This window comes from Streptomyces sp. WAC 06738, assembly GCF_003945505.1.
Lineage (GTDB): Bacteria > Actinomycetota > Actinomycetes > Streptomycetales > Streptomycetaceae > Streptomyces.
The window spans coordinates 2,969,683-2,993,456 of the sequence record NZ_CP029618.1 but is presented as its reverse complement, the minus strand read 5'-3'; the positions used below and the strand labels follow the sequence as shown (position 1 = coordinate 2,993,456).

At 72.7% G+C, this 23,774-nt stretch carries 21 protein-coding genes; 14 read left to right on the top strand and 7 right to left on the bottom strand.

Annotated elements, in window-relative coordinates; translation table 11 throughout:
* Nucleotides 1-17 precede the first annotated feature (17 nt).
* Nucleotides 18-1,358 carry an acetyl-CoA C-acetyltransferase gene (locus DMB38_RS12580; RefSeq protein ID WP_125935257.1) on the bottom strand — a complete coding sequence of 447 codons (1,341 nt, stop codon included), beginning with the start codon at nucleotides 1,356-1,358 and terminating at the stop codon, nucleotides 18-20.
* Between the two features lie 106 nt (nucleotides 1,359-1,464).
* Here DMB38_RS12580 and DMB38_RS12575 point away from each other — a divergent pair, with 106 nt between their 5' ends.
* The gene (locus DMB38_RS12575) at nucleotides 1,465-2,808 is read left to right on the top strand and encodes a 3-oxoacyl-ACP reductase (protein ID WP_125935256.1); all 1,344 of its coding nucleotides are present in this window, start codon (nucleotides 1,465-1,467) and stop codon (nucleotides 2,806-2,808) included.
* A gap of 1 nt (nucleotide 2,809) precedes the next feature.
* Nucleotides 2,810-3,796, top strand: a complete 987-nt coding sequence (locus DMB38_RS12570; RefSeq protein ID WP_240662153.1) for a MaoC/PaaZ C-terminal domain-containing protein — start codon at nucleotides 2,810-2,812, stop codon at nucleotides 3,794-3,796.
* Here the strand turns inward: DMB38_RS12570 and DMB38_RS12565 are convergent.
* Complete coding sequence (locus tag DMB38_RS12565) at nucleotides 3,779-4,441, bottom strand: TetR/AcrR family transcriptional regulator (protein ID WP_125935255.1); 663 nt, start codon at nucleotides 4,439-4,441, stop codon at nucleotides 3,779-3,781. The two genes, DMB38_RS12570 and DMB38_RS12565, sit on opposite strands and share 18 nt — an antisense overlap.
* Before the next feature lie 80 nt (nucleotides 4,442-4,521).
* Here DMB38_RS12565 and DMB38_RS12560 point away from each other — a divergent pair, with 80 nt between their 5' ends.
* Nucleotides 4,522-4,986: an SCP2 sterol-binding domain-containing protein gene (locus DMB38_RS12560; RefSeq protein WP_125935254.1), complete on the top strand. Its 465-nt coding sequence runs from the start codon at nucleotides 4,522-4,524 to the stop codon at nucleotides 4,984-4,986.
* Nucleotides 4,987-5,033: 47 nt separating this feature from the next.
* Here DMB38_RS12560 and DMB38_RS12555 read toward each other — a convergent pair whose 3' ends face one another.
* The 5 genes from DMB38_RS12555 to DMB38_RS12535 form a co-directional block, all read right to left on the bottom strand.
* Complete coding sequence (locus DMB38_RS12555; protein WP_164715966.1) at nucleotides 5,034-6,320, bottom strand: helix-turn-helix domain-containing protein; 1,287 nt, start codon at nucleotides 6,318-6,320, stop codon at nucleotides 5,034-5,036.
* A 295-nt stretch (nucleotides 6,321-6,615) separates the two neighbouring features.
* Entirely contained in the window at nucleotides 6,616-7,827 is a 1,212-nt protein-coding gene (locus tag DMB38_RS12550; protein WP_125938979.1) for a PucR family transcriptional regulator, read from the bottom strand.
* 367 nt (nucleotides 7,828-8,194) lie between these two features.
* Nucleotides 8,195-9,151, bottom strand: a complete 957-nt coding sequence (locus tag DMB38_RS12545; RefSeq protein WP_125935253.1) for a hypothetical protein — start codon at nucleotides 9,149-9,151, stop codon at nucleotides 8,195-8,197.
* Between the two features lie 146 nt (nucleotides 9,152-9,297).
* The gene (locus tag DMB38_RS12540; protein ID WP_125935252.1) at nucleotides 9,298-10,854 is read right to left on the bottom strand and encodes a DUF6801 domain-containing protein; all 1,557 of its coding nucleotides are present in this window, start codon (nucleotides 10,852-10,854) and stop codon (nucleotides 9,298-9,300) included.
* Between the two features lie 119 nt (nucleotides 10,855-10,973).
* On the bottom strand, nucleotides 10,974-11,591 hold the full coding sequence (locus DMB38_RS12535) for a hypothetical protein (RefSeq protein WP_125935251.1): 618 nt from the start codon (nucleotides 11,589-11,591) through the stop codon (nucleotides 10,974-10,976).
* Between the two features lie 1,025 nt (nucleotides 11,592-12,616).
* On the opposite strand from DMB38_RS12535, the gene DMB38_RS12530 reads away from it, so the two are divergent.
* Genes DMB38_RS12530 through DMB38_RS12480 form a run of 11 tightly spaced genes read left to right on the top strand, consistent with a single transcriptional unit; the run spans nucleotide 12,617 to nucleotide 23,767 of the window.
* Nucleotides 12,617-13,636, top strand: coding sequence for an ATP-binding cassette domain-containing protein (locus tag DMB38_RS12530; RefSeq protein ID WP_125935250.1), 1,020 nt, complete (start codon nucleotides 12,617-12,619; stop codon nucleotides 13,634-13,636).
* Entirely contained in the window at nucleotides 13,633-14,511 is an 879-nt protein-coding gene (locus DMB38_RS12525; RefSeq protein ID WP_125935249.1) for an ABC transporter permease, read from the top strand. The genes DMB38_RS12530 and DMB38_RS12525 overlap by 4 nt, the downstream gene beginning before the upstream one ends.
* A gap of 3 nt (nucleotides 14,512-14,514) precedes the next feature.
* A complete protein-coding gene (locus DMB38_RS12520) occupies nucleotides 14,515-15,396 on the top strand; it encodes an ABC transporter permease (protein WP_234380406.1) in 882 nt (293 codons plus the stop codon).
* Nucleotides 15,393-16,688, top strand: a complete 1,296-nt coding sequence (locus DMB38_RS12515) for an MCE family protein (protein ID WP_125935248.1) — start codon at nucleotides 15,393-15,395, stop codon at nucleotides 16,686-16,688. Before DMB38_RS12520 ends, DMB38_RS12515 begins: the two co-directional genes overlap by 4 nt.
* Nucleotides 16,685-17,716 carry an MCE family protein gene (locus DMB38_RS12510; protein WP_125935247.1) on the top strand — a complete coding sequence of 344 codons (1,032 nt, stop codon included), beginning with the start codon at nucleotides 16,685-16,687 and terminating at the stop codon, nucleotides 17,714-17,716. The genes DMB38_RS12515 and DMB38_RS12510 overlap by 4 nt, the downstream gene beginning before the upstream one ends.
* Nucleotides 17,713-18,738, top strand: a complete 1,026-nt coding sequence (locus tag DMB38_RS12505; protein WP_125935246.1) for an MCE family protein — start codon at nucleotides 17,713-17,715, stop codon at nucleotides 18,736-18,738. Before DMB38_RS12510 ends, DMB38_RS12505 begins: the two co-directional genes overlap by 4 nt.
* Nucleotides 18,738-19,910 (top strand): MCE family protein, encoded by a 1,173-nt coding sequence (locus DMB38_RS12500; protein WP_125935245.1) that lies wholly within the window; start codon nucleotides 18,738-18,740, stop codon nucleotides 19,908-19,910. Before DMB38_RS12505 ends, DMB38_RS12500 begins: the two co-directional genes overlap by 1 nt.
* A complete protein-coding gene (locus tag DMB38_RS12495; protein WP_125935244.1) occupies nucleotides 19,907-21,316 on the top strand; it encodes an MlaD family protein in 1,410 nt (469 codons plus the stop codon). The genes DMB38_RS12500 and DMB38_RS12495 overlap by 4 nt, the downstream gene beginning before the upstream one ends.
* The gene (locus DMB38_RS12490; RefSeq protein ID WP_125935243.1) at nucleotides 21,313-22,578 is read left to right on the top strand and encodes an MlaD family protein; all 1,266 of its coding nucleotides are present in this window, start codon (nucleotides 21,313-21,315) and stop codon (nucleotides 22,576-22,578) included. The genes DMB38_RS12495 and DMB38_RS12490 overlap by 4 nt, the downstream gene beginning before the upstream one ends.
* Nucleotides 22,575-23,117, top strand: a complete 543-nt coding sequence (locus DMB38_RS12485; RefSeq protein ID WP_125935242.1) for a hypothetical protein — start codon at nucleotides 22,575-22,577, stop codon at nucleotides 23,115-23,117. Before DMB38_RS12490 ends, DMB38_RS12485 begins: the two co-directional genes overlap by 4 nt.
* Nucleotides 23,114-23,767 carry a nuclear transport factor 2 family protein gene (locus DMB38_RS12480; protein WP_125935241.1) on the top strand — a complete coding sequence of 218 codons (654 nt, stop codon included), beginning with the start codon at nucleotides 23,114-23,116 and terminating at the stop codon, nucleotides 23,765-23,767. The genes DMB38_RS12485 and DMB38_RS12480 overlap by 4 nt, the downstream gene beginning before the upstream one ends.
* The last annotated feature ends 7 nt before the right edge of the window (nucleotides 23,768-23,774 follow it).

The following is a 23,774-nucleotide window of genomic DNA, read 5'->3' as shown; positions in this document are numbered from 1 at the left end:
TTCGGTTGGCGGGGGGTTCAGGCTTCGAGCAGCGCCGTGACGCCCTGGCCGCCGGCGGCGCAGACGGAGACCAGGCCGCGTACGGGCCGGGCGTCGCCGGCCGTGCGCCGCGCCGCCCGCTCGTGCAGCAGCTTCGCCAGCGTCGCGACGATCCGGCCGCCGGTCGCGGCGAAGGGGTGCCCGGCGGCGAGGGAGGAGCCGGCGACGTTCAGCCGCTCCCGGTCGACGGCGCCCAGCGGTGCGTCGAGGCCGAGGCGCTCCTTGCAGAACTCCGCGTCCTCCCACGCGGCGAGCGTGGCCAGCACCTGGGAGGCGAACGCCTCGTGGATCTCGTACAGATCGAGGTCCGCCAGCGCGAGTCCGGCGTCGGCGAGCAGCCGCGGCACCACGTACGCGGGCGCCATCAGCAGCCCGTCCGGTCCTCCGGCGAAGTCGACCGCGCCGGTGCGCGCGTGCGTGAGGTACGCGAGCACCGGCAGCCCGCGCGCGGTGGCCCACTCCTCGCTCGCGAGGAGCACGGTGGCCGCGCCGTCGGTGAGCGGGGTGGAGTTGCCCGCGGTCATGGTGGCGCCCGGCTCCGCGGCGCCGAACACGGGCTTCAGCCGGGCCAGTTTTTCCGGTGTGGAGTCCGGGCGCAGGTTCTGGTCGCGGTCGAGACCGCGGTACGGAGTGAGCAGGTCGGCGAAGAAGCCCGCGTCGTACGCCGCGGCCAGCCGCCGGTGGCTGGTGGCGGCCAGCTCGTCCTGCGCGGCGCGCGGCACCCGCCACTCGCGGGCGGTGATCGCGGCGTGCTCGCCCATGGAAAGCCCGGTCCGCGGCTCGGCGTTGCGCGGGATGTCGGGGACGACGTGCCGCGGGCGCAGCCCGGCGAGGGCGGCGATGCGGCGGCCGGTGGACCGCTGCCGGCGGGCGTGGAGGAGGACGCGGCGCAGGCCGTCGTTGAGGCCGAGGGGCGCGTCGCTGGCGGTGTCGACGCCGCCGGCGACGCCCGCGTCGATCTGGCCGAGGGCGATCTTGTTGGCGACGAGGAGCACGGCCTGGAGGCCGGTGCCGCACGCCTGCTGGACGTCGTACGCGGGGGTGCGGTGGTCGAGCCCGCTGCCGAGGACGACTTCGCGCGCGAGGTTGAAGTCGCGGCTGTGCTTGAGCACGGCGCCGGCGACGAACTCGTCGAGCAGCGTGCCGCGCAGCCCGTACCGCCCGACGAGGCCGTCGAGGGCGGCGGAGAGCATTTCCTGGTTGGAGGCGGTGGCGTACGCGCCGTCCGCGCGGGCGAAGGGGATCCGGTTGCCGCCGACGATCGCGACGCGCCGCACGCCGCCGCCGGTCCGCCCGCCCGTCCTCGCCGCTGCCGCCATCGCCGCGCTCCCTCCGTCGCCTCCCCGCGGCTTCTTGTGCGGCGGGGGTTCGGTTCCTACGCTCCTTACTCCGCAGTAAACTTACTCAGGCGTAAGGAGATTGCCAATGGCCGATCGCTACCAGAAATTCACGAGCCGCGGAGCCGGGGCCTTCGTCGCCAAGCGGCTGGGCCTCCCGCGGCCCGCGCGCCTGGAGCGGTACCGGCCGGGGCAGCCCGTCGCCCGCGGCCCCGTCGTGCTCGGCGGCGCGGCCGGCGGCCGGATGCACAAGACGCTGCGCGACCTGCTGGACGCGGTGGGCGCGGAGGTGGCGGAGGCCGCGGACGGGGCGTCCGTACGGGCCGGGGCGCTGGTCTTCGACGCCACCGGCATCGCCACCTCCGCCGGACTGCGCGCGCTCTACGACTTCCTCCACCCCAGGATCCGCGAACTCGCCCCCTGCGGCCGCGTCGTGGTCGTCGGCACCCCGCCGGAGAACGCGGCCGGGACGGCGGAGGCGGTGGCGCAGCGGGCGCTCGAAGGGTTCGTCAGGTCGGTGGGCAAGGAGCTGCGCGACGGGTCGACGGCGCATCTGCTGCTGGTCGCGCCGGGCGCGGAGGGCGGGGTGGAGTCGACGCTGCGCTTCGCGCTGTCGGCGCGCTCCGCGTACGTCTCGGGCCAGGCGCTGCGCGTCACGGGCACGGCGCCGGTGCCGGGGACGGCGGACTGGGCGCGGCCGCTGGCGGGGAAGACGGCGCTGGTCACGGGCGCGTCGCGGGGGATCGGCGCGGTAGTCGCGGAGACGCTGCACCGGGACGGGGCGCGGGTGGTGTGCCTGGACGTCGCCGCGCAGGGCGCGGAGCTGGCGGCGGTGGCGGCCCGGGTCGGCGGCGGGGCGCTGGAGTCGGACATCACGGCGGCGGACGCGGGGGACCGGCTCGCCGCGTACCTCGGCGAACACCACGGCGGCGTCGACGTCGTCGTGCACAACGCGGGCATCACCCGCGACAAGACCCTGGGGCGGATGAGCGCCGGCCAGTGGGACGCGGTCATCGGGGTCAACCTCACCGCCGTCGAGACCCTCACCGCCCGCCTCCTCGGCGACGGGCTGCTGCGCGCGGACGGACGGATCGTCTGCACCTCGTCGATCAGCGGCATCGCGGGCAATGTCGGCCAGACCAACTACGCGGCCAGCAAGGCGGGCCTCATCGGCTACGTCCAGGCGGCGGCGCCCGGGGCGGCGGCACGCGGCGTGACGGTGAACGCGGTGGCGCCCGGGTTCGTCGAGACGCGGATGACGGCGGCGGTCCCGCTGGTCATCCGCGAGGCGGGCCGGCGCATGAACAGCCTGAAGCAGGGCGGCCTGCCGGTGGACGTGGCGGAGGCGGTGGCGTATTTTGCGGCGCCGGGCAGCGGGGCCGTGACGGGACAGGTGCTGCGGGTGTGCGGCCAGGCGCTGCTGGGGGCGTGAGGTGGAGACACGGGAGCTGGACAGGGCGCCGCGGCTGCTGCCGCTCTACGCGCGGGCGGTGGTGCCGAAACGGCGGGGGAGGCCGTACGGGACGGGGGCGGGAGCCGGAGCCGCCGGGGAGACCGGACCCGCAGCGGCCGGGGAGGCCGGCGCCGGGCCGCCCGCCGTCCCGCAGCGCCGCCTGGTCCTCCGCGACGTGCGCCCCGACCCCGCCCGCCTCCGCCGCTACGCCGCCGTGTGCGGCTTCCCCGACGACGGCCGGCTGCCGGTCACGTACCCGCACGTGGTGGCCTTCCCGCTCGCCATGTCCCTCATGACCGCCCGCGACTTCCCCTTCCCGCTCCTCGGCCTCGTCCACCTCGCCAACCGCGTCGAGCACCTGCGCCCCGTCGACGCCGGCGAACGGCTGACGTACGTCGTCGCGACGGGCCGTGCGCGGCCGCACCCGAAGGGCACGGCGTTCCCGGTGGCCGCGCACGCGCGCCTGCGCGGCGAGACGGTGTGGCGCTCCACGAGCACGTACCTGAGCCGCGGGCCGCGGACCGGCACCGGCAGCGGCACCGGCACCGGCGAGCCGCCCGCCGAGGCGCCCGGGGCGCCGGAACTCACCGCCGCGGCGCGGGAGGAGAGCTGGCGGCTGCCGGGTTCGCTGGGCCGCTCGTACGCCGCCGCCTCCGGCGACCGCAACCCCATCCACCTGCACCCGCTGACCGCCCGGCCGTTCGGCTTCCGGCGCGCGATCGCGCACGGGATGTGGACCAAGGCGCACTGCCTGGCGGCACTGGCGGCCGACCTGCCCGCGGCGTACGCGGTGGAGGTGTCGTTCCGCGCGCCGGTCCTGCTGCCGGCGGCGGTGCGCTTCCGCGCGGAACGCGCCGAACGGGCGGGACAGCCGGAACACGCGGCGGGCGGCTGGGCGTTCGACGTCCGCGGCGCGGACGGCGACCGCGCCCACCTGCGGGGCGCCGTCTCACCCCTGGGCGGCTGACGGCTCCGGCGGCGGCGCCCAGGTCTCGCCGTCGAGCACGTTGCGCATGCCCACCCAGATCATGTTCATCAGCCGCCGCGTCATGCCCTCCGGCGACTCGGCGGGGTGCTCCGCCATCCAGTCCGTCAGCGCGTCGGCCGCGCCCACGATGGTGTGCGCGACGAACCCGGCGTCCTCGTCCCCGAGCCGGACGGGCCCGCCGTTCTCCTCGATCCCGGTCCGTACCAGCGCGGTGACCTCCGCCATCACCGCCCGCCGCGCCCCCGCGGACTCCGCGGCGATGGCCTCGCTCAACTCCGCGGCGTGCCGATGCAGCACGACCCAGCCGTCGCGGTGCTCGGAGACGAACGAGAAGAACGCCCGCAGCCCCGCCCGCAGCCGCAGCTCCGGCGTCAGCACCCCGTCGGCCGCCCCCTGGAACGCGGCCACCAGCCGCTCCGCCTCGCGCCGCAGGCAGGCGATGAAGAGCCCTTCCTTGGACTCCAGGTAGAGGTAGACCATCGGCTTGGATATCCCGGCCAGCTCGGCTATCTCGTCCACGGAGGCGGCGTGGTAGCCGCGCTTGGAGAAGACCCGTACGGCCACGTCGATGATCTGCTGCTCCCGCACCTGCCGGGGGAGCCGCCGCCTGCGCTTTTCGGTCACAGTTGCGAGCGTACTCTGCCGCCTCCTATATTTAACTATTGAGTAAGTCTACTATTCGGTAAGGAAGATGGGGTGTGCGGATGACCGACGACACGTCGGGGCTCGAGGGCCTGGACTTCGCCGCGGTGTCCCCCGAGGAGTACGCGCGCATCGTCAGGGGGCTCTCCTCGCGGGAGATCGGGGAGCTGGCCCGGGACGAGGCGCTGCGCGCGCGGGTCGTCGGGGAGGTCTTCCGGCGGATGGAGCAGCAGTTCCGGCCGGAGAAGGCGGGGGAGCTGGAGGCGGTCATCCGCTGGCGGATCGCGGGCGTGACCGAGGTGGTGTACGACGTGACCGTCTCGGGCGGCGCCTGCTCGGTGCGCGAGGGGGCGGGCGAGGCGAAGCCGCGGGTGACGCTGGACATGGGCGACGAGGAGTTCCTGAACGTCACGTCCGGGAACGCGGGGCCCGTCAAGCTCTTCATGACGCGGAAGCTGAAGGTCACCGGAGACGTGGCGCTCGCGCTGAAGCTGACGGGCATGTTCGACATCCCCAGGGCCGACTGAGCGCGGGCGACCCCCGTCGCCCCACCCGGTCCCGCCGGCGCCGGCCGTCAGCCCGGCGGTTCGGTGCGCTCCGTGCGTTCCGTGCGCTCGGCACGTCCCGTGCGGCCCGTGATCGGGCCCGTCGACGGCAGGTCCGCCTGGTCGCGCAGCCAGAGTGCGCGCAGCGTCGCCTCCAGGGCGAAGCGCCGGTCCGGCTCGGTGAGCTGGGAGCCGAAGTGCCGGCCGAGGGTCCGCATCCGGTAGCGCACGGTCTGCGGGTGGACGTGCAGTTGCTCGGCGATGCGCCCCGCAGTGCCGCGCGTGGTCAGCCACACCCGCAGGGTCTCCACCAGCCGTTCGCGCCGGCCGGTCGTCACGGCGGCCAGCGGCTGGAGCTGGCGGCCCGCCATCTGCTCCACCAGCGCGGGGTCCGTGAGCAGCCAGAGGGTGAGCAGGTGGTCCTCGACCCGTACCGGGGAAGGGGCGCGGATCGCGCCCGACTCGACCATGCCGAGGGCCTGCCGCGCCCAGCGCAGCGAGTCCGCGGTCCTGTGCAGCGGCACGGTGAGGCCGACGGCCACGCCGACCGTGCCCAGCGCGACGTCCAGCGCCTCGCGGCGCTCGTCGTCGAAGGGCCCGGGGATGAGCAGGTACGGGTGCGGGCCCGCGGTGTCCGCCAGGACGTCCTCGGGCAGTCCGGTCAGCGACGTGAGCCGCTCCGCCGGCATCAGCGCGGCCGGCGTCACCTCCTCCGGTAACTGCCAGCGGGCCTGGGCGGCGATGTCCTCGACGGTGTGGCGCGGTACGGGCGGCTCGGCGACCAGCGTCCGCAGCAGCCGCCTGCGCAGGCTCTTCAGCCGCTCCGCCGAGTCGGCCTCGGCTTGCAGATAGCCCTCCCTGGCCAGCTCCGACAGCTCGTCGATGTAGGCGAGCAGGGCGTCGGCGAAGGCGTTCATGACGTGCGAGGCGAGGTGGTTGCGCTCGCCCACGACCATCGCGCGCCGCCACGCGACCCGCCCGCCGATGCGGTACGCGGACTGCAGGGCGTCGAGGCTGCGGCCCTCCTGCGCCTCGAACCGGCCGAGTCTTCGGTGCACCTCGGCGAGGCTGACGGCGCGTTTGCGGGGCGTCGCGACCCGGTCGGTGAAGGTGTTGAGCGATTGCCGGACGCCGAGCCGCAGGGCCCGGTCGTACGCCTCGCCCCGCTGGAGCCCGTACTCGGGCACCGCACCGCGGATCGCCGCGACGATCTCCCGGTAGAGGCTCGGTAACTCCGGCCGGATCAGCGCGGCCAGCTCCCGCGGCAGCGGCTCGGGCGGCTCGGCCAGTGCGACTGCCTGCACTTCGGACGACATAGGTCTACCCCTCACGCCGCCGGCGAGGCAGGGGGACACCGACCCGGTGGGGGGTGTGCAAGTCAGATGCCCTCCGGTACGGGTGGTGCCGGCGGCTCACTGTCGGATGAAGATCCGCGGGCGCCCGGCAGCGCACCGGTGACCGCGGTGTTGCGCGTGGCGTGTCTCGATACCCGGAAGAAGCTGTAGCCCACACAGAGTGGCGGCGGCACTACTCACCCGGCAAGCGCTTGTACGCATCTTTTGTATGCCGGTGATAGTTCCCCGCCTCCGGCCGGGCCGCCCGTGCGGCGGCTCAGCCGCCGTCGCCCCGCTGCCGCAGATGCAGCGTCCGTACCGCGACCTCCACCGCGAACCGCTCGTCGTGGTCGTCCAGTTGTGCGCCGAAGAGCTGGTGGAGGCTGCGCAGCCGGTAGCGGACGGTCTGCGGGTGGACGTGCAGCAGCCGCGCCATCCGCGCCGCCGTGCCGCGGGTCGTCAGCCAGACCCGTAACGTGTCGACCAGCCGCTCCCTGCGGACGGGCGTGTGGCCGGCGAGCGGCGCCAACTGCCGCCGGGCCAGCTCCTCGGCCAGCGGCGGGTCGGCCATGAGCCACAGGGTCACCAGGTGGTCGTCGCAGGCGAACACCGGCTCGTCGCGGACGATGCCGGTCTCCGCGTGCGCCAGCGCCTGCCGGGCCCAGCGCAGCGAGTCCGCGGACCTGGCGAGCGGCACCGTCACGCCGAGGGCGGCGCGGCAGCCGGCGAGCGCCGCGGCCAGCATGGCGCGGCGCTCCTCGGTGAGGGGTCCGGGCACGAGCAGGTGGGGCTGTGGATCGGCGAGTTCGACGAGCACGTCGCGGTGGAGCGACTTGGGGTCGGGGCGGCGGTCGGCGGTGAGCGCGACGGGTGTCGCCACGTCGGGCAGCGGCCAGCCGGCGCTGTCGGCGAGGTCGGTGACCGCGGGGTGGGCCAGGGGCAGCGCGCCGCCGGAGAGCAGGAGCCGCAGCAGCCGCCGCCGGCGCGCCTCGGCGTCCTCGGGCCCCGACTGCGCCTCCCGGTAGCCCTCGCGGCACAGTTCCTCGGTCGCGTCGACGTGGGCGAAGACGGCGTCGGCGAACATCGCCATGAGGGTGGGGGACATGTTGTAGCGGGCGCCCACCGACTTGGCGCGACGCAGCGCCACCCGCGCGCCGATGCGCAGCGCCGAGCGCAGGTACTGGAAGCTGCGGCCCTCGTACGCCTCGAACCTGCCCAGCCTTCTGCACATGTCGTCCCAGCGGGCGGTCGAGGATGCCGGGTTCGCCACCTGCTCGACGAATGTGGAGAGATTCTGCTCCACGCCCTGCTGCAATACCTCGCCGTACGGGCCCTCCAGTAACCGGCTGTATTCCGGAATGGCCTTCCTGATCTCCTGTGCGATTTCCTCGACGAGGCTGGGCAGTTCCGGTCGCATGATCGCGGCGAACTCCGGCGGCAGCGGCTCGGGCGGCTCGACGAGTCCGGCCGCGGGTCCGGCGTCTGGCATCTGCATGACTCCTCCCACCCCGGGGCGGAGCCCGATCGGCGGGGCTCCGCTTGCGGGTGGCGCGATGAGACGGGGCGGTGAGACGTGGTGGGGCCGCGCGCGTGCCGCCAAGCATGCGCGGTGGGGCGGCGGTACGGGAGTGGAACGCGCGCGATTGCGCACCGGGCGACAAAAGCCCCGGGGGGAGTACTTGCGCGGTGACAAGCGCGTCCTTTCCCCGTCCCGGGGAATCCGGGCGGAAAACCCGCACGGAAGGGAGCTGTGCGCAAGAAGGACGCCGGACCGCACCGCGCCCGTCTCGCCACCGGAACACGCGGCGGTGGCCGGCCACTCGGGGGTGGCCGGCCACCTCGTGCGGGCGGCGTGTTCAGCGGACCGCGGAGTGCCAGTACTGGGAGAGCAGCTTGCCGTTGTCGGGTGCGATGAGGCCCGGGGCGGTGAGGGCCGCCATGTACGTCGAGGCGTCGTTGAGGACGAGGTGGTTGTTGCCCGAGGCCGACGGGAGTCCGGTCTTCAGGTTCACGGCCAGGTCGATGAGGCCGAGGAGGCCGCAGCCCGTCGCGCCCGGCACGGAGAACGCGGAGTCGCCCTGGTCGGCGCCCGGCAGCTCGACCCTCGTCATCGCCGCGTCCGGTGCGGGGTTGGGGGTGCCGTCGCTGTCGAAGCGGGTCGCGCCGAAGGACGGCTGGGTGAGGTTCGCCGGGTGGAGGACGACCGGTTTCGAGGTGGAGCCGATGTAGCAGGAGTCGGAGAGGAAGGGGTTCTCCAGGTGGATCCGTACCGGCAGGGTCACGATCGGCTTGCCCGTGGTCGCGCCCGCCAGCAGGTCGAAGTTCGACGGGGAACCGGCGGACTCCATCGTCGCCGTGATGCGGTTGAGGTCGGAGTTGCTGATCGAGTCGCAGATCTTGCTCACGACCGGGATGTCGCTCGGGCACATCAGCCCGAGCAGCCCGCCCGGCACCGTGGCCGGATCGGCGACGAGCGCGCCGCCCTTGGGCGGTATGACCTCGAAGGTGCCCGCCGCGGTGTTCTGGACGAGGCCGAACTGCAGGTTCGAGTTACCGGCTTTCACCTCGGAGTTGCCGAGTTTGATGGCGCCGCCGGCCGAGGCCGAGGACACGCACTGGGCGACGAAGTCCTCGCCGTCGGCGGCCAACATCCTGGGGTCGTCGACCGGACAGCGGGTGAAGGGCCCCCAGGAACCGTTCAGCTCGGTGGCGGAGGCGGCGTTCGCCGTGGACATTCCCATGGAGAAGAAGGCGGTGAAGGCCGTAAGCGCGCACAGCAGCGAAGCCTTTACCCCGTTTCTGACTGCTTTCATGCTTCCCTTTCCGGTCGGGCCCACTCCGTGATCGCGGTCATGGGAAAGGGTCGTCCGCACAACCGGGCATGGGCGCCTGGGCAGGTGGATGGTGACCTGTGACGTACCGGCCCCCGGTCGCCGGAGGCCGGAAGAGCTGGGAGAACTCAGCGTTCGGCCTGGGGGATGTCCCGGGGGTGGAACTCCTCGGTGCAGCCGCCGTTTGCTTCGGGGGTCCGCCAGGAGCAGGCCCCGCCCTGCGTCTGCTTGAGCAGGTTGCCCGGCCCGGACACCGAGGCGGTGAAGAGCGGGTCGAGGTCTTCCTCCGCACCGCAGCCCTCGAAGCGCGGGATGGTGACGTTTCCGGGCAGGGTGCCGCCCGCGCCGAGCGTGTATCCGTCGAAACTGCCGTCCGGGTTACGGAAGGTGAACCCGGAGAGCACCATGTGGTCCTTGGTGTCCTGCGCCGGATCGGGGTCCTTGGAATAGAGCGGCCCTGCGGTGCGGCAGTCCGGTCCGACGTCCAGGGGCGTTCCGTTGACCCGTACATCGGTGATGCGGATCACCAGGGAGATCCTGATGACGGCGGTGGCCTCGCCCTGCGTGACGTCGAAGAGGTGGGTCTTCGAGTCGGCGACGACCCGCATCGGCCCTTTCTGTTCGAGCACCATGGTGGCGGTCGTCGGCATGAAGCCGAAGGTGAGGAAGGTGGCCTTCACCGGGGGCGACTGAGGGCGGCCCTTGTACATCAGCTCGCCGTCACCGGTGCCGTGAATGTAGGCCCACGGGAACTGGATGTCGATGGTCGGCTCGTACTGGAGGAAAAGGCCGCACATCAACGGGAGCCGGGCCGCGCCGTTCAGCTTTTCTACGTTCGAGAACCCGGTGATGTACGCGGAGAGCGACTGCACGTCGGTGACGTCCGAGGGGCAGGGCGGCGCGTCTTCCCGCGGGTCCGCGGGTGCCCGCGGGGATACCGGCTCGCCCGCCTCGTTCTCCGGGGTGGAAGGGCCCCCGCCGTCGCGCGGGTCGTCCGGGTCGTCCGGGCTCCCGCCGGCGGGCGGGCTGCCGGCCGGGGGGCTCTCCCCGTCGCCGGGGCCGGTCACGGCAATGCTCGCGAGCAGCACTTCCGCATCCTCCGCGGGAGAACAGGCCACGGTCAGCGGCTCGGCCGCAGCCTCCCCGCTTTCGGCGGCCGGGCTCGCGGTGAGGTCCATGGCCAGGTCGCCGGCCGCGACGGTCAGGTCGCCCGGCGTCTGCGTCGTCATCGACGGCGCCAGACCCGGCGCCGGGAGTGTGACGTCACCCGCGTCCGGAACCGGGACGTCTCCCTCGGTCGCGGCCGTCCACTCCGCCTCCGCCGTGTCCTGGCCCTGGGCGACGGCGGTGTCGAGCGACACCTGTGCGTTCAGGGCAGCGGGCCTGGTCGCGGAGATGTCGGGAAGCGCGGACTCCGGGAGCCGGATCTCGACGGCCACCTCCTGCGGCTGGATCTCCTCGCCGGTGTCCACCCGGTCCGGGAGTTCGGCGACGACCCGTACCGCGACGTCCTGCCCGCCGGAAGGGAATCGGCAGGTGTAGGGGATCTCCGTGTCGACCGGCTGGGTTCTGGCCGCGGCGCTCTCGGCCGGGATCGCCCCGGCCAGGAGCAGGGCGGCGACCACCGCGCCGGCGCGCGGGGTGATGCGCGGTCTGCGGCTCTTCGCCGCGTCGCTCTCGGTCACGACTTGCTCGATCCCTTCCGGACCTGGGCGGGATGCCGGCTGCTGGGACATGCCCGGGCTGCCCGGCCGTCGCGAGAGGCCGGGCAGCTTCACGTCAGGCGTGGTGCACTAGCGGATCGTCACGCGGGCGGGTTGGACCCGACGATGGTCGGCTTGCCGCCGCCCGGGATCGTGACGTCGTACACCGAGTCGAAGCTCGGCTTGTCGCCGTTCTTGGCGATCGCACCGCAGTTCACGGAGTTCTGGACGGTGAGGTCGCCGACCACGCTGTCGACCGTCAGCTTCCCGGTGGCGTTGCTGTAGTTCCCGGACGCCTTGCCCACGACGTCGAAGGTGCACGCCAGGACGGCGAGCTTGGCGGTGACGTTGCCGACGTTCCCCTGCGTCACCCCGGCGTTGTAGTCGACGGCGTTCAGCGACCAGGGCTTGACCGGGGTGACGGTGAGGGGGCCGAAGGGGGTCGTGCAGTTGTTGAAGGCGACGTCGCTGATATTGCCGACCGCTGCGGGGTTGCCAGTCTTGCTGGACAGGGTGCCCGAGGCCGTGGAGTTCGTACAGGTGAGCAGGATGCCGTTGAGTTCGAGCTTCGTCGAACTCGAAACGGCGTTGAACGCCTGGGGGCTGCCGGGGCCGACCGTCCACACGGTGGAGGGGCTGGCGGCGGCGGGACCGGCCGCAATGGCGATGGAGCTGACCGCGACGGCCGCTCCGACGGCGAACTTGCGGATCTTGCTCATTCTCGTCCTCGCATTCGTCGAGTTTGCAGGACAGATGGCCGTGCCGCAGCCGAGAATCGGCGCACCGTGGTAGGGGGACACAGTGAATGCATACACTGTGCTCGTGGCCTCCTGGCGTTTACCGGTGCCAATTGCGCAGGCCGGTACGCCTGAATATGCCCACATCTCAGCTACTGACGGGTACCGTAGCCACATCCGCAAGAGGGCACAACACCTTCGCCGGGAAACTATCCGAGAAGTCCCGCGGCCGTGTTGTTTCTGTCAAATCATTGTCACGCCGTGACAATCGGGCGCTTGCCGGGCGCGCAGTCGCTGACAAATCCGGAAGTCGCGCGGCCGGAGAGGTGGTTGAGCGGACGGGCGGCCGGCGCCGTACGCCGTCCGGAGCCCGCCCGATCGTGCTGGTCAGGGCGGTGCCCGCCCGCGGCGCGCGCCCGCCCCGCGCGTCGTGCGCGTCGGAGCCTTCTTTTTGGCGTGGCTGATTTCGTTGTCACGGGATGAGGAACGGCGGTACGCCCGCGGCTGTTCCCGGCGGTCCCGTGATTGTCAGCCGGTGACAATCCGGCGGGTCCGATTACTCAGCGGGCGACAAGAAAATACCCGCTGGTAAGGAGCCGGTGACTTTCCCTGCCGCGGCTATTGATTCCCCGGTTACCCGTGCGTAGCGTCTCCCCCCGCAGGTGCTCGTGCAGCCCGTCCCCCAGCAAGGCCGCACCGAAGAAGCCGGGGTCCGCCGCAGCGTGGATCCCGTAGGCGCAGAGGCCGCACCGGCTGCTGCAGGACTGCTCATGGAGTGATGCACGCATGCGCACGGCAGAACACGCGTCGCGCGGAAACCGGGCCCGGCCCGCCGCTCTTTGCTCACTCGGAGACAAGGCGTGCCCCCGGGATTGTCACCCGTTGCCAGTCGTCGTCCGGGCCGGGCTCACTCCGGCGGCTGCCGTGCTGTGCTGTGCCCGCACCGGACTCGACGGGACCGGCCGCGGTGTACACGGCCGGCGCTGCGCACCCGCCAGGGGGCTGTGATGGGAATCGAAGTCGTCGTGGACGGCCTGACGAAGTCCTTCGGGCGGCAGAACATCTGGCGCGACGTCACGCTGACGCTGCCGGCCGGCGAGGTGAGCGTGATGCTCGGCCCGTCAGGCACGGGGAAGACCGTGTTCCTCAAGTCGCTCATCGGCCTGCTCAAACCCGAGGAGGGGCAGGTGCTGGTCGACGGCGTCGACATGGTGAACGACCGCGAGCGCGACGTCTTCGAGGCCCGCAAGAAGTTCGGCCTGATGTTCCAGGACGGCGCCCTCTTCGGCTCGATGAGCCTCTTCGACAACGTCGCCTTCCCGCTCCGCGAGCACACCCGCAAGAAGGAGTCCGAGATCCGCCGCATCGTCATGGAGCGGATGGACCTCGTCGGCCTCGGCGGCGCCGAGGGCAAGCTGCCGGGCGAGATATCCGGCGGCATGCGCAAGCGGGCGGGGCTCGCCCGCGCGCTCGTCCTCGACCCCGAGATCGTGCTGTGCGACGAGCCGGACTCCGGACTCGACCCGGTGCGTACGGCGTTCATCTCGCAACTGCTCATCGACGTCAACGCGCAGATCGACGCGACGATGCTGATCGTCACGCACAACATCGACATCGCCTCCACCGTCCCCGACAACATCGGCATGCTCTTCCGCCGCAACCTCGTCACCTTCGGGCCCCGCGAGGTGCTGCTGACCAGCGAGGAGCCGGTGGTCTCGCAGTTCCTCAGCGGCTCAAGGCTCGGCCCCATCGGCATGTCCGAGGAGAAGGACGCGGCCACGCTCGCCGCCGAGGGCCTCGACGCCGGCGGCGCCTCCGGTACGGGCCCGCGCGAGATCGTGCCGCAGTTGGAGCCGTCGCCCGGGATGCCGCCGCGGCAGGCGGTGGACCGGCACCGCGAGCGGGTGCTGGGCATGCTGGCCCAACTGCCGTCCGCCGCACGCAAGGCGATCGTCGCGGGCATCGGCGGCCCGGTCGCGCACGCCCGGACGCTCACCATGCCCGCGCCCCCGGAGGAGCGGCCATGACCACGACCCTGCCGCCGGTGCCGCACCCGCCGGACCCCCCGGACCCGGAACCCGGCAAGGAGCCGGAGGCCGCCGGGGAGCAGCCGCCGCCGCGCCCGGCCTGGTCCGTACCCGGTGCGGGTGCGCTGCGCGAGACCGGGAAGCTCTTCGCGCTGGCGTTGTCCGTCGCCCGGCTGTCGTTCAAGCGGCCGTTCCAGTTACGGGAGTTCGTCGAGCAGTTCTGGTTCATCGCCAGCGTGACGATCCTGCCCGCGGCCCTGGTGTCGATCCCGTTCGGCGCGGTGATCGCCCTCCAGGTCGGCTCGCTCACCCAGCAGTTCGGGGCGCAGTCCTTCACCGGCGGCGCCAGCGTGCTCGCCGTCATCCAGCAGGCGTCACCGCTCATCGTGGCGCTGCTGATCTCCGGCGCCGGCGGCTCGGCGATCTGCGCCGATCTCGGCTCCCGGAAGATCCGCGAGGAGCTGGACGCGATGGAGGTCATGGGCGTCTCGCCGGTCCAGCGGCTCGTGGTGCCCAGGGTGCTGGCCACGATGGGCGTCGCGGTCCTGCTCAACGGGCTGGTCTCGGTCGTCGGCACGCTCGGCGGCTACTTCTTCAACGTCATCCTCCAGGGCGGCACCCCCGGCGCGTACCTCGCCAGCTTCTCCGCCCTCGCACAGCTTCCCGACCTCTACATCAGCGAGATCAAGGCGCTGATCTTCGGGTTCATCGCCGGCATCGTCGCCGCCTACCGCGGCCTCAACCCCCGCGGCGGCCCGAAGGGCGTGGGCGACGCGGTCAACCAGTCCGTCGTCATCACCTTCCTGCTGCTGTTCTTCGTCAACACCGTGCTGACGTCGATCTACTTGCAGGTCGTCCCCCCGAAGGGAGGCTGAGCGATGGCCCTGGCCCAGAAGGACGGCACGGCGGGGGAGTACGAGCAGGGCCCCCGGCGGCTGCGCGCAGGACGGCTCCTCGACCGCCCGCTCTCCTGGCTCGACCAGGCCGGCGACCAGCTCGTCTTCTACGTACGCGCCCTGCTGTGGACCCCGCGGGCCGCCCGCCGCTACCTCAAGGAGGTGCAGCGGCTGCTCGCCGAGGTCGCCTTCGGCAGCGGCGGCCTCGGCGTCATCGGCGGCACGATCGGCGTGATGTTCGCGATGACCCTCTTCACCGGCACGGTCGTCGGCCTCCAGGGCTACGCGGCCCTCAACCAGATCGGCACCGCCGCCTTCACCGGCTTCGTCTCCGCGTACTTCAACACCCGCGAGATCGCCCCGCTCGTCGCGGGACTCGCGCTCTCCGCCACCGTCGGCGCCGGATTCACCGCCCAGCTCGGCGCGATGCGGATCAACGAGGAGGTCGACGCGCTGGAGGGCATGGGGGTGCGCTCCATGCCGTACCTCGTCACCACCCGCATCATCGCCGGGGTGGTGGCCATCATCCCGCTCTACGGGATCGGGCTGCTCAGCTCGTACCTCGCCTCGCGCGCCGTGACGGTCCTCTACAACGGGCAGGCCGCCGGCACGTACGACCACTACTTCAATCTCTTCCTCTCCCCGGCCGACGTGCTCCTGTCGTTCATGAAAGTGCTGATCTTCAGCGTGATGGTGATCCTCGCGCACTGCTACTACGGCTTCCGCGCCACCGGCGGCCCCGCAGGGGTGGGCGTCGCCGTGGGGCGCTCGGTGCGTACCGCGATCGTGCTCATCGCGGTCACCGACTTCTTCCTCAGCCTGGCGATCTGGGGCACCACGACCACGGTGAAGGTGTCCGGATGAGCCGCCTCGAGACGACGGGACGCAGGACCGCGGGGCTGGTGTTCCTGCTGGTGATGGCGCTCCTCGTGTGGCTGTCGGTGGCCGTCTACCAGAAGGAGTTCACCGACACCGCGACCGTCACGGTCGAGACCGGCAGCGTCGGCAACGAGATGCACCCGTACGCCGAGGTGAAGTTGCGCGGCGTCGTCGTCGGCGAGGTGCGGGAGATCTCCGCGGAGAACGGCGGGCGGACCGCCCGGCTGACGCTCGCGCTCGACCCCGGGCAACTGGACCGGATCCCCGCGGGCGTCTCCGCGCAGATGCTGCCCACCACGCTCTTCGGCGAGCGGTTCGTCTCCCTGGTCCCGCCCGCGGACGGCGGCACGGCCGGCGAGACGCTGGCTGCGGGCAGCGTCATCCCGCAGGACCGCAGCGAGAACGCCATCGAGCTGGAGCAGGTGCTCGACAACGTGATGCCGCTTCTCACCGCCGTGAAGCCGGCGAAGCTCTCCGCCACGCTCACCGCCATGGCCGACGCGCTCGACGGCCGCGGCGAGAAGCTCGGCGACACCCTCGTCGAGCTGGACGAGCACCTGCGGAAGCTCAACCCGCACCTCCCCACACTCAACCGCGACATCCGGGAACTGGTCGAGTTCGGCCACCTGTACGCCGACACCGTCCCCGACCTGACCAAGGCGCTGCGGGACGCGACGACGACGAGCGGCACCATCGCCGAGAAGGCCCAGGACCTGGGCGGGCTCTACGGCACGCTGACGACCACGTCGCAGGACCTGGACACCTTCCTGGAGCAGAACCGGGAGAACATCATCCGGTTGTCCGCCGACAGCCGGCCCACGGTGGAGAAGATGGCCGAGTACGCGCCGTCGTTCCCCTGCACGCTGCGTACCCTCGCCGACTTCGTGCCCGTCATGGACAAGGCGCTCGGCAAGGGCACCGCCGAGCCGGGACTCCACGTCGACGTCGAGGTGCTGCCCGCCCGCGGCAAGTACGTGCCCGGCCGGGACACCCCGCGCTTCGACGCCGGCGGCGGCCCGCGGTGCTACGGCGTCCCGTACACCGGCGCGCCCGCCGGGAGCGGCAGCGCCGCCGGCCGGCCGCAGTCCGCGAAGACCCTCGCCACCGAGCCGGCCACCGACGAGCAGGCTCTCGGGCTGCCCAACTCCCCGGCGGAGAACCAGCTCGTCAACGAACTCCTCGCGGCCGGCATGGAGAGCCCGCCCGACGACCTGCCCGACTGGTCGAGCGTGCTCGCCGGACCCGTCTTCCGCGGCACGGAGGTGCGGCTGAAGTGAAGAGAAGAAGCCTCGCGGGGCCCCTGATCAAGTCCCTCGTCTTCGTCGTGGTCACCGCGCTCGCCACCACCGCGCTCGCCTTCTCCATCGCCAACACCGGCGTCGGCCCCACCGACGGCTACAGCGCCCGGTTCACCGACGTGACCGGCCTGGTCGAGGGCGACAGCGTGCGGGTGGCGGGCGTGAAGGTCGGCGAGGTCGAGTCCATCGAGCTGAGCGGACGGCGGTACGCGCGGGTGGAGTTCACCGTACGCGAAGGGCGCGAGCTGCCCGCCTCCGTCAACGCCTCGGTGAAGTACCTCAACATGGTCGGCCAGCGCTACATCGACCTGGAGCAGGGCGAGGGCCCGGTGGGGCGGTCGCTCGCGCCCGGCGGCACGATCCCGCTGGAGCGCACCCGGCCCGCGCTCGACCTCACCGAGCTCTTCAACGGCTTCCAGCCGCTCTTCCAGGGGCTGTCGCCGCGGGACACCAACAAGCTCGCGAACGAGATCGTCCAGGTGCTCCAGGGCCAGGGCGGGACGGTCGACAGCCTCGTCGAGACGGTCGGCTCGCTCACCAGCACGCTGGCCGCGAAGGACCAGGTGATCGGCGAGGTCATCGACAACCTCACCGAGGTGGTGGAGACCGTCAACACCCGCGAGAAGGAGTTCAACGACCTGCTGGTGACCCTCCAGGACCTGGTGTCCGGCTTCTCCGACGACCGCAAGCCGCTCTTCCGCGCCGTCGACGCCATGGGCGACCTGACGGCCACCACCGCCGATCTCGTACGCGACGGGCGCGCCCCGCTCAAGGAGGACATCCACCAGGTCGGCCGGGTCGCCGAGCGGCTGGCGGACAACGTGCCGCTGGTGGAGGAGTTCCTGGAGCAGACCCCGGTGAAGATGGCCACGCTGGGGCGGCTGGCCTCGTACGGCTCCTGGTTCAACCTCTATCTCTGCGAGGCGCGGGTGACGGGCGTGAGCATGTCCGACGGCAGCGAGCCGCCGACCGGGATCACGGTGCACCCGCCGAGGTGTGAGCGATGAGAGTGCCGGGGCTGAAGCCCGTACGCGAACGTAACCCCATCGCCGTGGCGCTGGTGGGACTGCTGGTCCTCGCCCTGGGCGGGTTCGCGGCGTACCGCGCGGACGCGCTGCCGGGCGTCGGCGGCGGCACCTCCTACACGGCCCACTTCTCCGAGGCCGCCGGGCTGCGCTCCGGCGACGAGGTGCGGGTGGCCGGCGTGAAGGTGGGCGAGGTCGACGGGGTCGGGCTCGACGGGCCCCGGGTCGCGGTCGACTTCACGGTGCGCGACGCCTGGATCGGCGACCGGTCCACGGCCGCCATCGCCATCGAGACGCTGCTCGGCGAGAAGTACCTGGCCGTGGATCCGCTGGGCAGCGTCCGGCAGGACGCCGATCAGCCGATCCCGGTCGAGCGCACCACCTCCCCGTACGACGTGACGCAGGCGTTCCAGGATCTGTCGTCCACCGTCGGCGAGCTGGACACCACGGCGCTCGCGGAGAGCTTCGAGGTGATCTCGGAGACCTTCGAGGACACCCCGCCACACGTGCGCAAGGCGGCGAACGGGCTGGCGGACCTCTCGCAGACCATCTCCTCCCGTGACGCCGAGCTGGCCCGGCTGCTCTCCGGCAGCGACGAGATCACCAAGACGCTGAAGGACCAGAACGACACGTTCGAGACGCTGCTGAAGGACGGCAACGACCTGCTCGCCGAGGTACGCGCCAGGCGCGACGCGATCCACGCCCTCTTCACCGGCACCCGCGACCTGGCGAAGGAACTGGACGGGCTGGTGGAGGAGAACGAGGAGCAGATCGGCCCGGTGCTCGACGCCCTCGACCGGGTCACCGGAGTGCTCCGGGCCAACGAGAAGAACCTCGACAAGGCGCTGGCCACGGCCGGCCCGTACTACCGGCTCGTCGGCAACACCCTCGGCAGCGGCCGCTGGTTCGACAGCTACCTCTGCGGGCTCGTGCCGCGGGAGTACGCGCCCGACGTCGTGCCGGACCGCGGGTGCCGGCCGCCGGAGCCGAAGGGGGGCCGGTGATGGCACGTCCTGTCACGGGAGCGGTGCGGCGGCTGCGCGCGGCCGCCGGCCGGCTGCGTTGCCGCAGGCCGGTCGCGCTGCTGGTGACCGCGGCGGTGCTGGTGGCCGCGGGCACCTGGGGCGTACGGGCGCTCACCGGCCCCGACGGCAAGAAGATCACCGCCTACTTCGACTCCGGAGTCGGCCTCTACAGCGGCTCGGACCTGCGGATCCTGGGCGTCAAGGTCGGCACGGTGGACTCCGTCGAGCCCGAAGGCGACCGGGTGCGCGTCGGGCTCACCCTCCACGACGGCGTCCGGGCACCGGCCGACGTGCAGGCGGCGGTCATCGCGCCGAGCGTCGTCTCCGGCCGCTACGTGCAGCTCAGTCCCCCCTACACCGGCGGGCCCGAACTCGCCGACGGCGACGAGATCCCCGTCGAGCGCACCGCGACCCCGGTGGAGATCGACGAGCTGTACGCCTCCCTCACCGACCTCAGCGACGCCCTCGGCCCCGACGGCGCCAACGCCACCGGCGAGCTGAGCAAGCTGCTGGAGACCGGCGCCCGCAATCTGGAGGGCAACGGCAAGGAGATCGGCGACAGCATCGACCGGTTCGGCGACGCCACCCAGACGCTCTCCGGCCGCAGCGATGACCTCTTCGGCACGATCGAGAACCTCCAGTCCTTCACCACCATGCTGAAGCGGAACGACCGGCAGGTGCGCGACGCCGAGCAGCAGCTCGCCGACGTCGGCACCTTCCTCGCCGAGGACAAGGACGAACTGGCCGCGGCGCTGGAGGAGCTGGGCAAGGCGCTCGGCAGAGTGCAGGGGTTCATCAAGGACAACCGCGGCCGGCTCAAGGCCAACGTCGGCAAGCTCGCCGACCTCACCCGCCTCCTCGTGGACAACCGCGCCTCGCTCGCCGAGGCGCTGGACACCGCGCCGCTGGCCACCGACAACCTGCTGCGCGCCTACAACCCCGGCAAGCGCACCATCGACGGCCGCGGCAACCTCAACGAGCTGAGCATGGGCGGGCCGCCGGACGCCGGCCTGGCGGACGGCGGCGGCGGCGCCACCGGCCGCGAAGGGCTCGTACCGGCGCCCGCGGAGCGGCAGGAGGAGCTGCCCGGACTGCCGCTGCCCGCGGTCGGCGACGTCTACGGCACGCCGGAGCAGGGAGGCGGGCGATGAACCGGCACGTCAAGACGGTCGCCGGGATCGTGGCCGCCGCGCTCGTCCTCGCCTCCCCGCTGGTGGTGAGGGAGGTCTACGAGTCCGCGGACGTCGAGTTCACCGGCATCCAGGACCTGCCGCTGCCCGGCGGCGCCGACCTCGGCAGCCACCCGTACGAGGTCACCGCCGAGTTCGAGGACGTGCTGAGCCTCGTGCCGCAGTCCTCGGTGCGGGTCAACGACGTGGCCGTCGGCCGGGTCACCGACATCGAGGTCGCCGACGACCGGTGGACCGCCGTGGTCACCATGAAGGTCAACGGCGACGTGCGGCTGCCGGCCGGCGCGTACGCCCGGATCGAGCAGTCGAGCCTGCTGGGCGAGAAATACGTCCAGTTGATCGCCCCGCCCGGGAAGAAGCAGGCCGACGCGGAGCAGGCGGGAGACCTCGGCTCCGCCCCCGGGGACGTGACCACGGCGATCCTCCCCGACGACGGCGAGACCGACATCCCGCTCGCGCGCACCAACCGCAACCCGGAGGTCGAGGAGGTCTTCGGTGCCCTGTCGATGCTCCTCAACGGCGGCGGCATCGAGCAACTGCGCACCATCAGCCGGGAGCTGAACGACGCGCTCCAGGGCAACGAGCCGCAGGTCCGCTCCATGCTCAAGCGCGTCGACACCCTGATGACGAGCCTCGACGACAACAAGGACGGCATCACCGACGCGCTCGACAGCGTCAACCGGCTGTCCGCCACCCTCGCCACCCGCAAGACGGAGATCGGCGTGATCCTCGACGACCTCAGCCCCGGCATGAAGGTGCTGGAGGAGCAGCGCGGCGCGCTGGTCACCATGCTCCGCTCGCTCGACCGGCTCTCCGACGTCGCGGTGGAGACCATCGACGCGAGCAAAGAGGACATGATCGCCGACCTCAGGGCCCTGGGGAAGGTGCTGAAGAACCTCGCCGACGCCGGGCAGGCGCTGCCCGCCTCGCTGGAGGTGCTGCTCACGTACCCCTTCACCGACGAGGTGCTGCGCGGCGTCAAGGGCGACTACCTCAACATCTACCTCGCGGTGACCGCGCCCTCCGGTACGGAGCTCATCCCGCCGCTCACCGAGGGCCCGGCCTCCGGCCCCGGAGACCCGGGCGGCGCCCCCACGGGCACCGCTCTGTCGCTGCCGCTGCCGTCCGTGGGACCGACGACGTCCGGCGCCGGCCCGTCGGCGTCCCCGGACCCGGGCGGTCCCGCGCCGGACGACACGGGGTCCCGGGACCCGGGGTCCGCCTCTCCGGGCGGCGGCGGCCCGCCCGACGGCGCCGGCACCCCGTCGGGGTCGCCGGGCAGCCCGTCCGCTACGGAGCCGGAGTCGCCGCCGGCGTCCGGCAGCGAGTCGCCCGGCAGAGAGTCGCCCGGGGGTGAGGGCCGGTGATCACCAGGTCCGTCATCGTCAAGAACATCGTGTTCGCCCTCGTCGCGGTGCTCGTCATCGGCTACATCGGCGTGCGCTACGCCGACCTCGGCCGCTACGTCGGCATGCGCGACTACTACACGGTGCGCGTCGAACTCGCCGAGACCGGCGGGCTGTTCCCGCACGCGGAGGTCACCTACCGCGGGGTGTCGGTCGGGCGCGTCGGGCCGATCGAGCTGACCGGCACGGGCGTCGAGGCCGAACTGCGGATCCGCGACTCGGCCCCGCCGATCCCCGCCGACCTGTCGGCCGAGGTCGCCAACTACTCCGCCGTGGGCGAGCAGTACATCGACCTCAAGCCCGCCGCCGACTCCGGCCCGTACCTCGCCGACGGCGCCGTCATCGGCCGCCAGCACACCGCGACGCCCGCGCCCGTCACCAACCTCCTCAGCAGCGTCGACTCCTTCGCCACCTCCGTCGACACCGGCGAGCTGCGCACCGTCGTGGACGAACTCGGCGACGCCCTCGCCGGCCAGGGCGACAACCTCCAGCGGCTCCTCGACACCGGCAGCGAGTTCATCCGGGCCGCCGACGCGGCGCTGCCGTACAGCACCCGGCTCATGATCGACGGCGAGACGGTGCTGCGCACGCAGAACGACTCCGGCGAGGCACTCCGGGAGTTCGCGAAGGGCGCCGAGGAGCTCACCGCGCAGCTCAAGCGCTCCGACGGCGACCTGCGCCGCGTCGTCGAGGCGGGCCCCGGCGCCGCGAGCCAGGTCACCGGGCTGCTGCGCGACCTCGACCCGAGCCTGAGCATCCTGCTCGCGAACCTGCTGACCACCTCGGAGATCGCGGTCACCCGGCAGGACGGCCTGGAGCAACTGCTCGTCCAGTTGCCGCAGGTGGCCGCCGCCGGATCCACCGCCATCACCTCCGACGGCGCCCGCTTCGGCATGGCGCTCAGCTTCTTCGACCCGCTGCCCTGCACCCGGGGGTACGGCTCCACGGTGTACCGCAACGGCCTCACGACCAGCCCGGCGGGCTTCAACACGGCCGCCCGCTGCACCGCCCCGGCGTCGAGCGGCGTCAACGTCCGCGGCTCCGCGCACTCCCCGGGCGGCGGCGGGGTGCCCGAGCCCGCCAGGCCCGGCTCGGGACTCGCCGACGACCGGCCGGGCACCCGCGCCGCGCTCGGAGCCCTGCCCGGCGCGCCCGGCCTGCCCGCGGTCGGCGACGGGCCCACCGACATGGCCGGGCTGCTCGGCCTGAAGGAGGCGCGATGAGCCCCCGACCGCCGTACGCCCGCAGCGCCCCGCCGCGGCGGACGCTCGCCGCCGCACTCGCCGTCGCGCTGGTCCTCGCCTTCGCCGGCTTCTCCGCCTGGCGCTACGCGGCCGCCGCGACCCGCGACGACCTGGCCTTCGGCCGCGAGCGCGACCGCGTGCTGGCCGCGGGACAGGAGCACATCGGGACGCTCAACAGCATCGACGCGGCCGACCCGGACGCGGGCCTGGCGCGCTGGGAGGAGGCCACCACCGGACCGCTCCACGAGGACCTGCGCCGGTCGCGGGCCGCGAGCGCCGGCGCCGTCGACCGCGCGGGGGTCACGGTCCGCGCGACGGTCACGGAGGCCGCCGTCACCGAGCTGGACCCGCGCGCGGGTACGGCGAAGGCCCTGGCCACGGTGCGGGTGGAGACGAGCGGCGGCGCGGAGGGGGAGCGTACGGACCGCAAGCGGTTCGAGGCGGGCCTGGAGCGGACGGGGGACGGCTGGAAGATCGCGTCGCTCACCGCGATCACGGTGGAGGGGAGCGATTCATGAGCCGGGACGGCGAGAGCGGGAGCACGGCGGGCGTGGCCGTCGACGCGCGCGAGCGTGAGCCGGCGGAGTCCGCCGACACCGCGGAAGCCGAGGCCGCGGAAGCCGGGTCCGGCGAGCCCGGGGGTGAGGGCCGTACGGGATCCGCCGCCGCCCGGCGCCGCCTGCGGGCCGCGGGCGTCGCGGTGCTGGTCGCACTGCTCCTCGGCGGCACCGGACTCCTCGTCCAGGCCGCCCGTCTCAACGGCGACGACGCGCTGGCCAACCGGGCGCTCACCGACGCCCCCGGCACCGCCGCCGTCGCCGGCGACGTCAGCAACGCGCTGAGCAAGGTGTTCTCGTACGCGCCGGAAGACCCCGGCGTCACCGCGCGGGACGCCGACGACCTCCTCGCCGGGCCCGCCCGCGAGCAGTACCGGCAGCTCTTCGGCCAGATCCGGGAGCGGGTCGTCGCCCAGGAGCTGACGCTCACCACCCACGTCGTACGCGCCGGGGTGATCCGGCTCGACGGCGACGACGCCACGCTGCTGGTCCTCCTCGACCAGATCACCGAACGCAAGGGCAAGGACCCGACCAGCGCCGGCGCGCAGCTCTCCGTGACCGCCGAGCGGCAGGACGGGCAGTGGCGCATCACCGACCTGAAGTCCCGCTAGCGAAAGG

Coding starts and splice junctions, on each gene's coding strand:
- DMB38_RS12515 (WP_125935248.1), top strand. CDS start 15,393: ATGAGCCGCCTCGAGACGACGGGACGCAGGACCGCGGGGCTGGTGTTC.
- DMB38_RS12480 (WP_125935241.1), top strand. CDS start 23,114: ATGAGCCGGGACGGCGAGAGCGGGAGCACGGCGGGCGTGGCCGTCGAC.
- DMB38_RS12560 (WP_125935254.1), top strand. CDS start 4,522: ATGACCGACGACACGTCGGGGCTCGAGGGCCTGGACTTCGCCGCGGTG.
- DMB38_RS12495 (WP_125935244.1), top strand. CDS start 19,907: ATGAACCGGCACGTCAAGACGGTCGCCGGGATCGTGGCCGCCGCGCTC.
- DMB38_RS12505 (WP_125935246.1), top strand. CDS start 17,713: ATGAGAGTGCCGGGGCTGAAGCCCGTACGCGAACGTAACCCCATCGCC.
- DMB38_RS12485 (WP_125935242.1), top strand. CDS start 22,575: ATGAGCCCCCGACCGCCGTACGCCCGCAGCGCCCCGCCGCGGCGGACG.
- DMB38_RS12500 (WP_125935245.1), top strand. CDS start 18,738: ATGGCACGTCCTGTCACGGGAGCGGTGCGGCGGCTGCGCGCGGCCGCC.
- DMB38_RS12520 (WP_234380406.1), top strand. CDS start 14,515: ATGGCCCTGGCCCAGAAGGACGGCACGGCGGGGGAGTACGAGCAGGGC.
- DMB38_RS12555 (WP_164715966.1), bottom strand. CDS start 6,320: ATGTCGTCCGAAGTGCAGGCAGTCGCACTGGCCGAGCCGCCCGAGCCG.
- DMB38_RS12550 (WP_125938979.1), bottom strand. CDS start 7,827: ATGCCAGACGCCGGACCCGCGGCCGGACTCGTCGAGCCGCCCGAGCCG.
- DMB38_RS12530 (WP_125935250.1), top strand. CDS start 12,617: ATGGGAATCGAAGTCGTCGTGGACGGCCTGACGAAGTCCTTCGGGCGG.
- DMB38_RS12525 (WP_125935249.1), top strand. CDS start 13,633: ATGACCACGACCCTGCCGCCGGTGCCGCACCCGCCGGACCCCCCGGAC.
- DMB38_RS12545 (WP_125935253.1), bottom strand. CDS start 9,151: ATGAAAGCAGTCAGAAACGGGGTAAAGGCTTCGCTGCTGTGCGCGCTT.
- DMB38_RS12575 (WP_125935256.1), top strand. CDS start 1,465: ATGGCCGATCGCTACCAGAAATTCACGAGCCGCGGAGCCGGGGCCTTC.
- DMB38_RS12580 (WP_125935257.1), bottom strand. CDS start 1,358: ATGGCGGCAGCGGCGAGGACGGGCGGGCGGACCGGCGGCGGCGTGCGG.
- DMB38_RS12535 (WP_125935251.1), bottom strand. CDS start 11,591: ATGAGCAAGATCCGCAAGTTCGCCGTCGGAGCGGCCGTCGCGGTCAGC.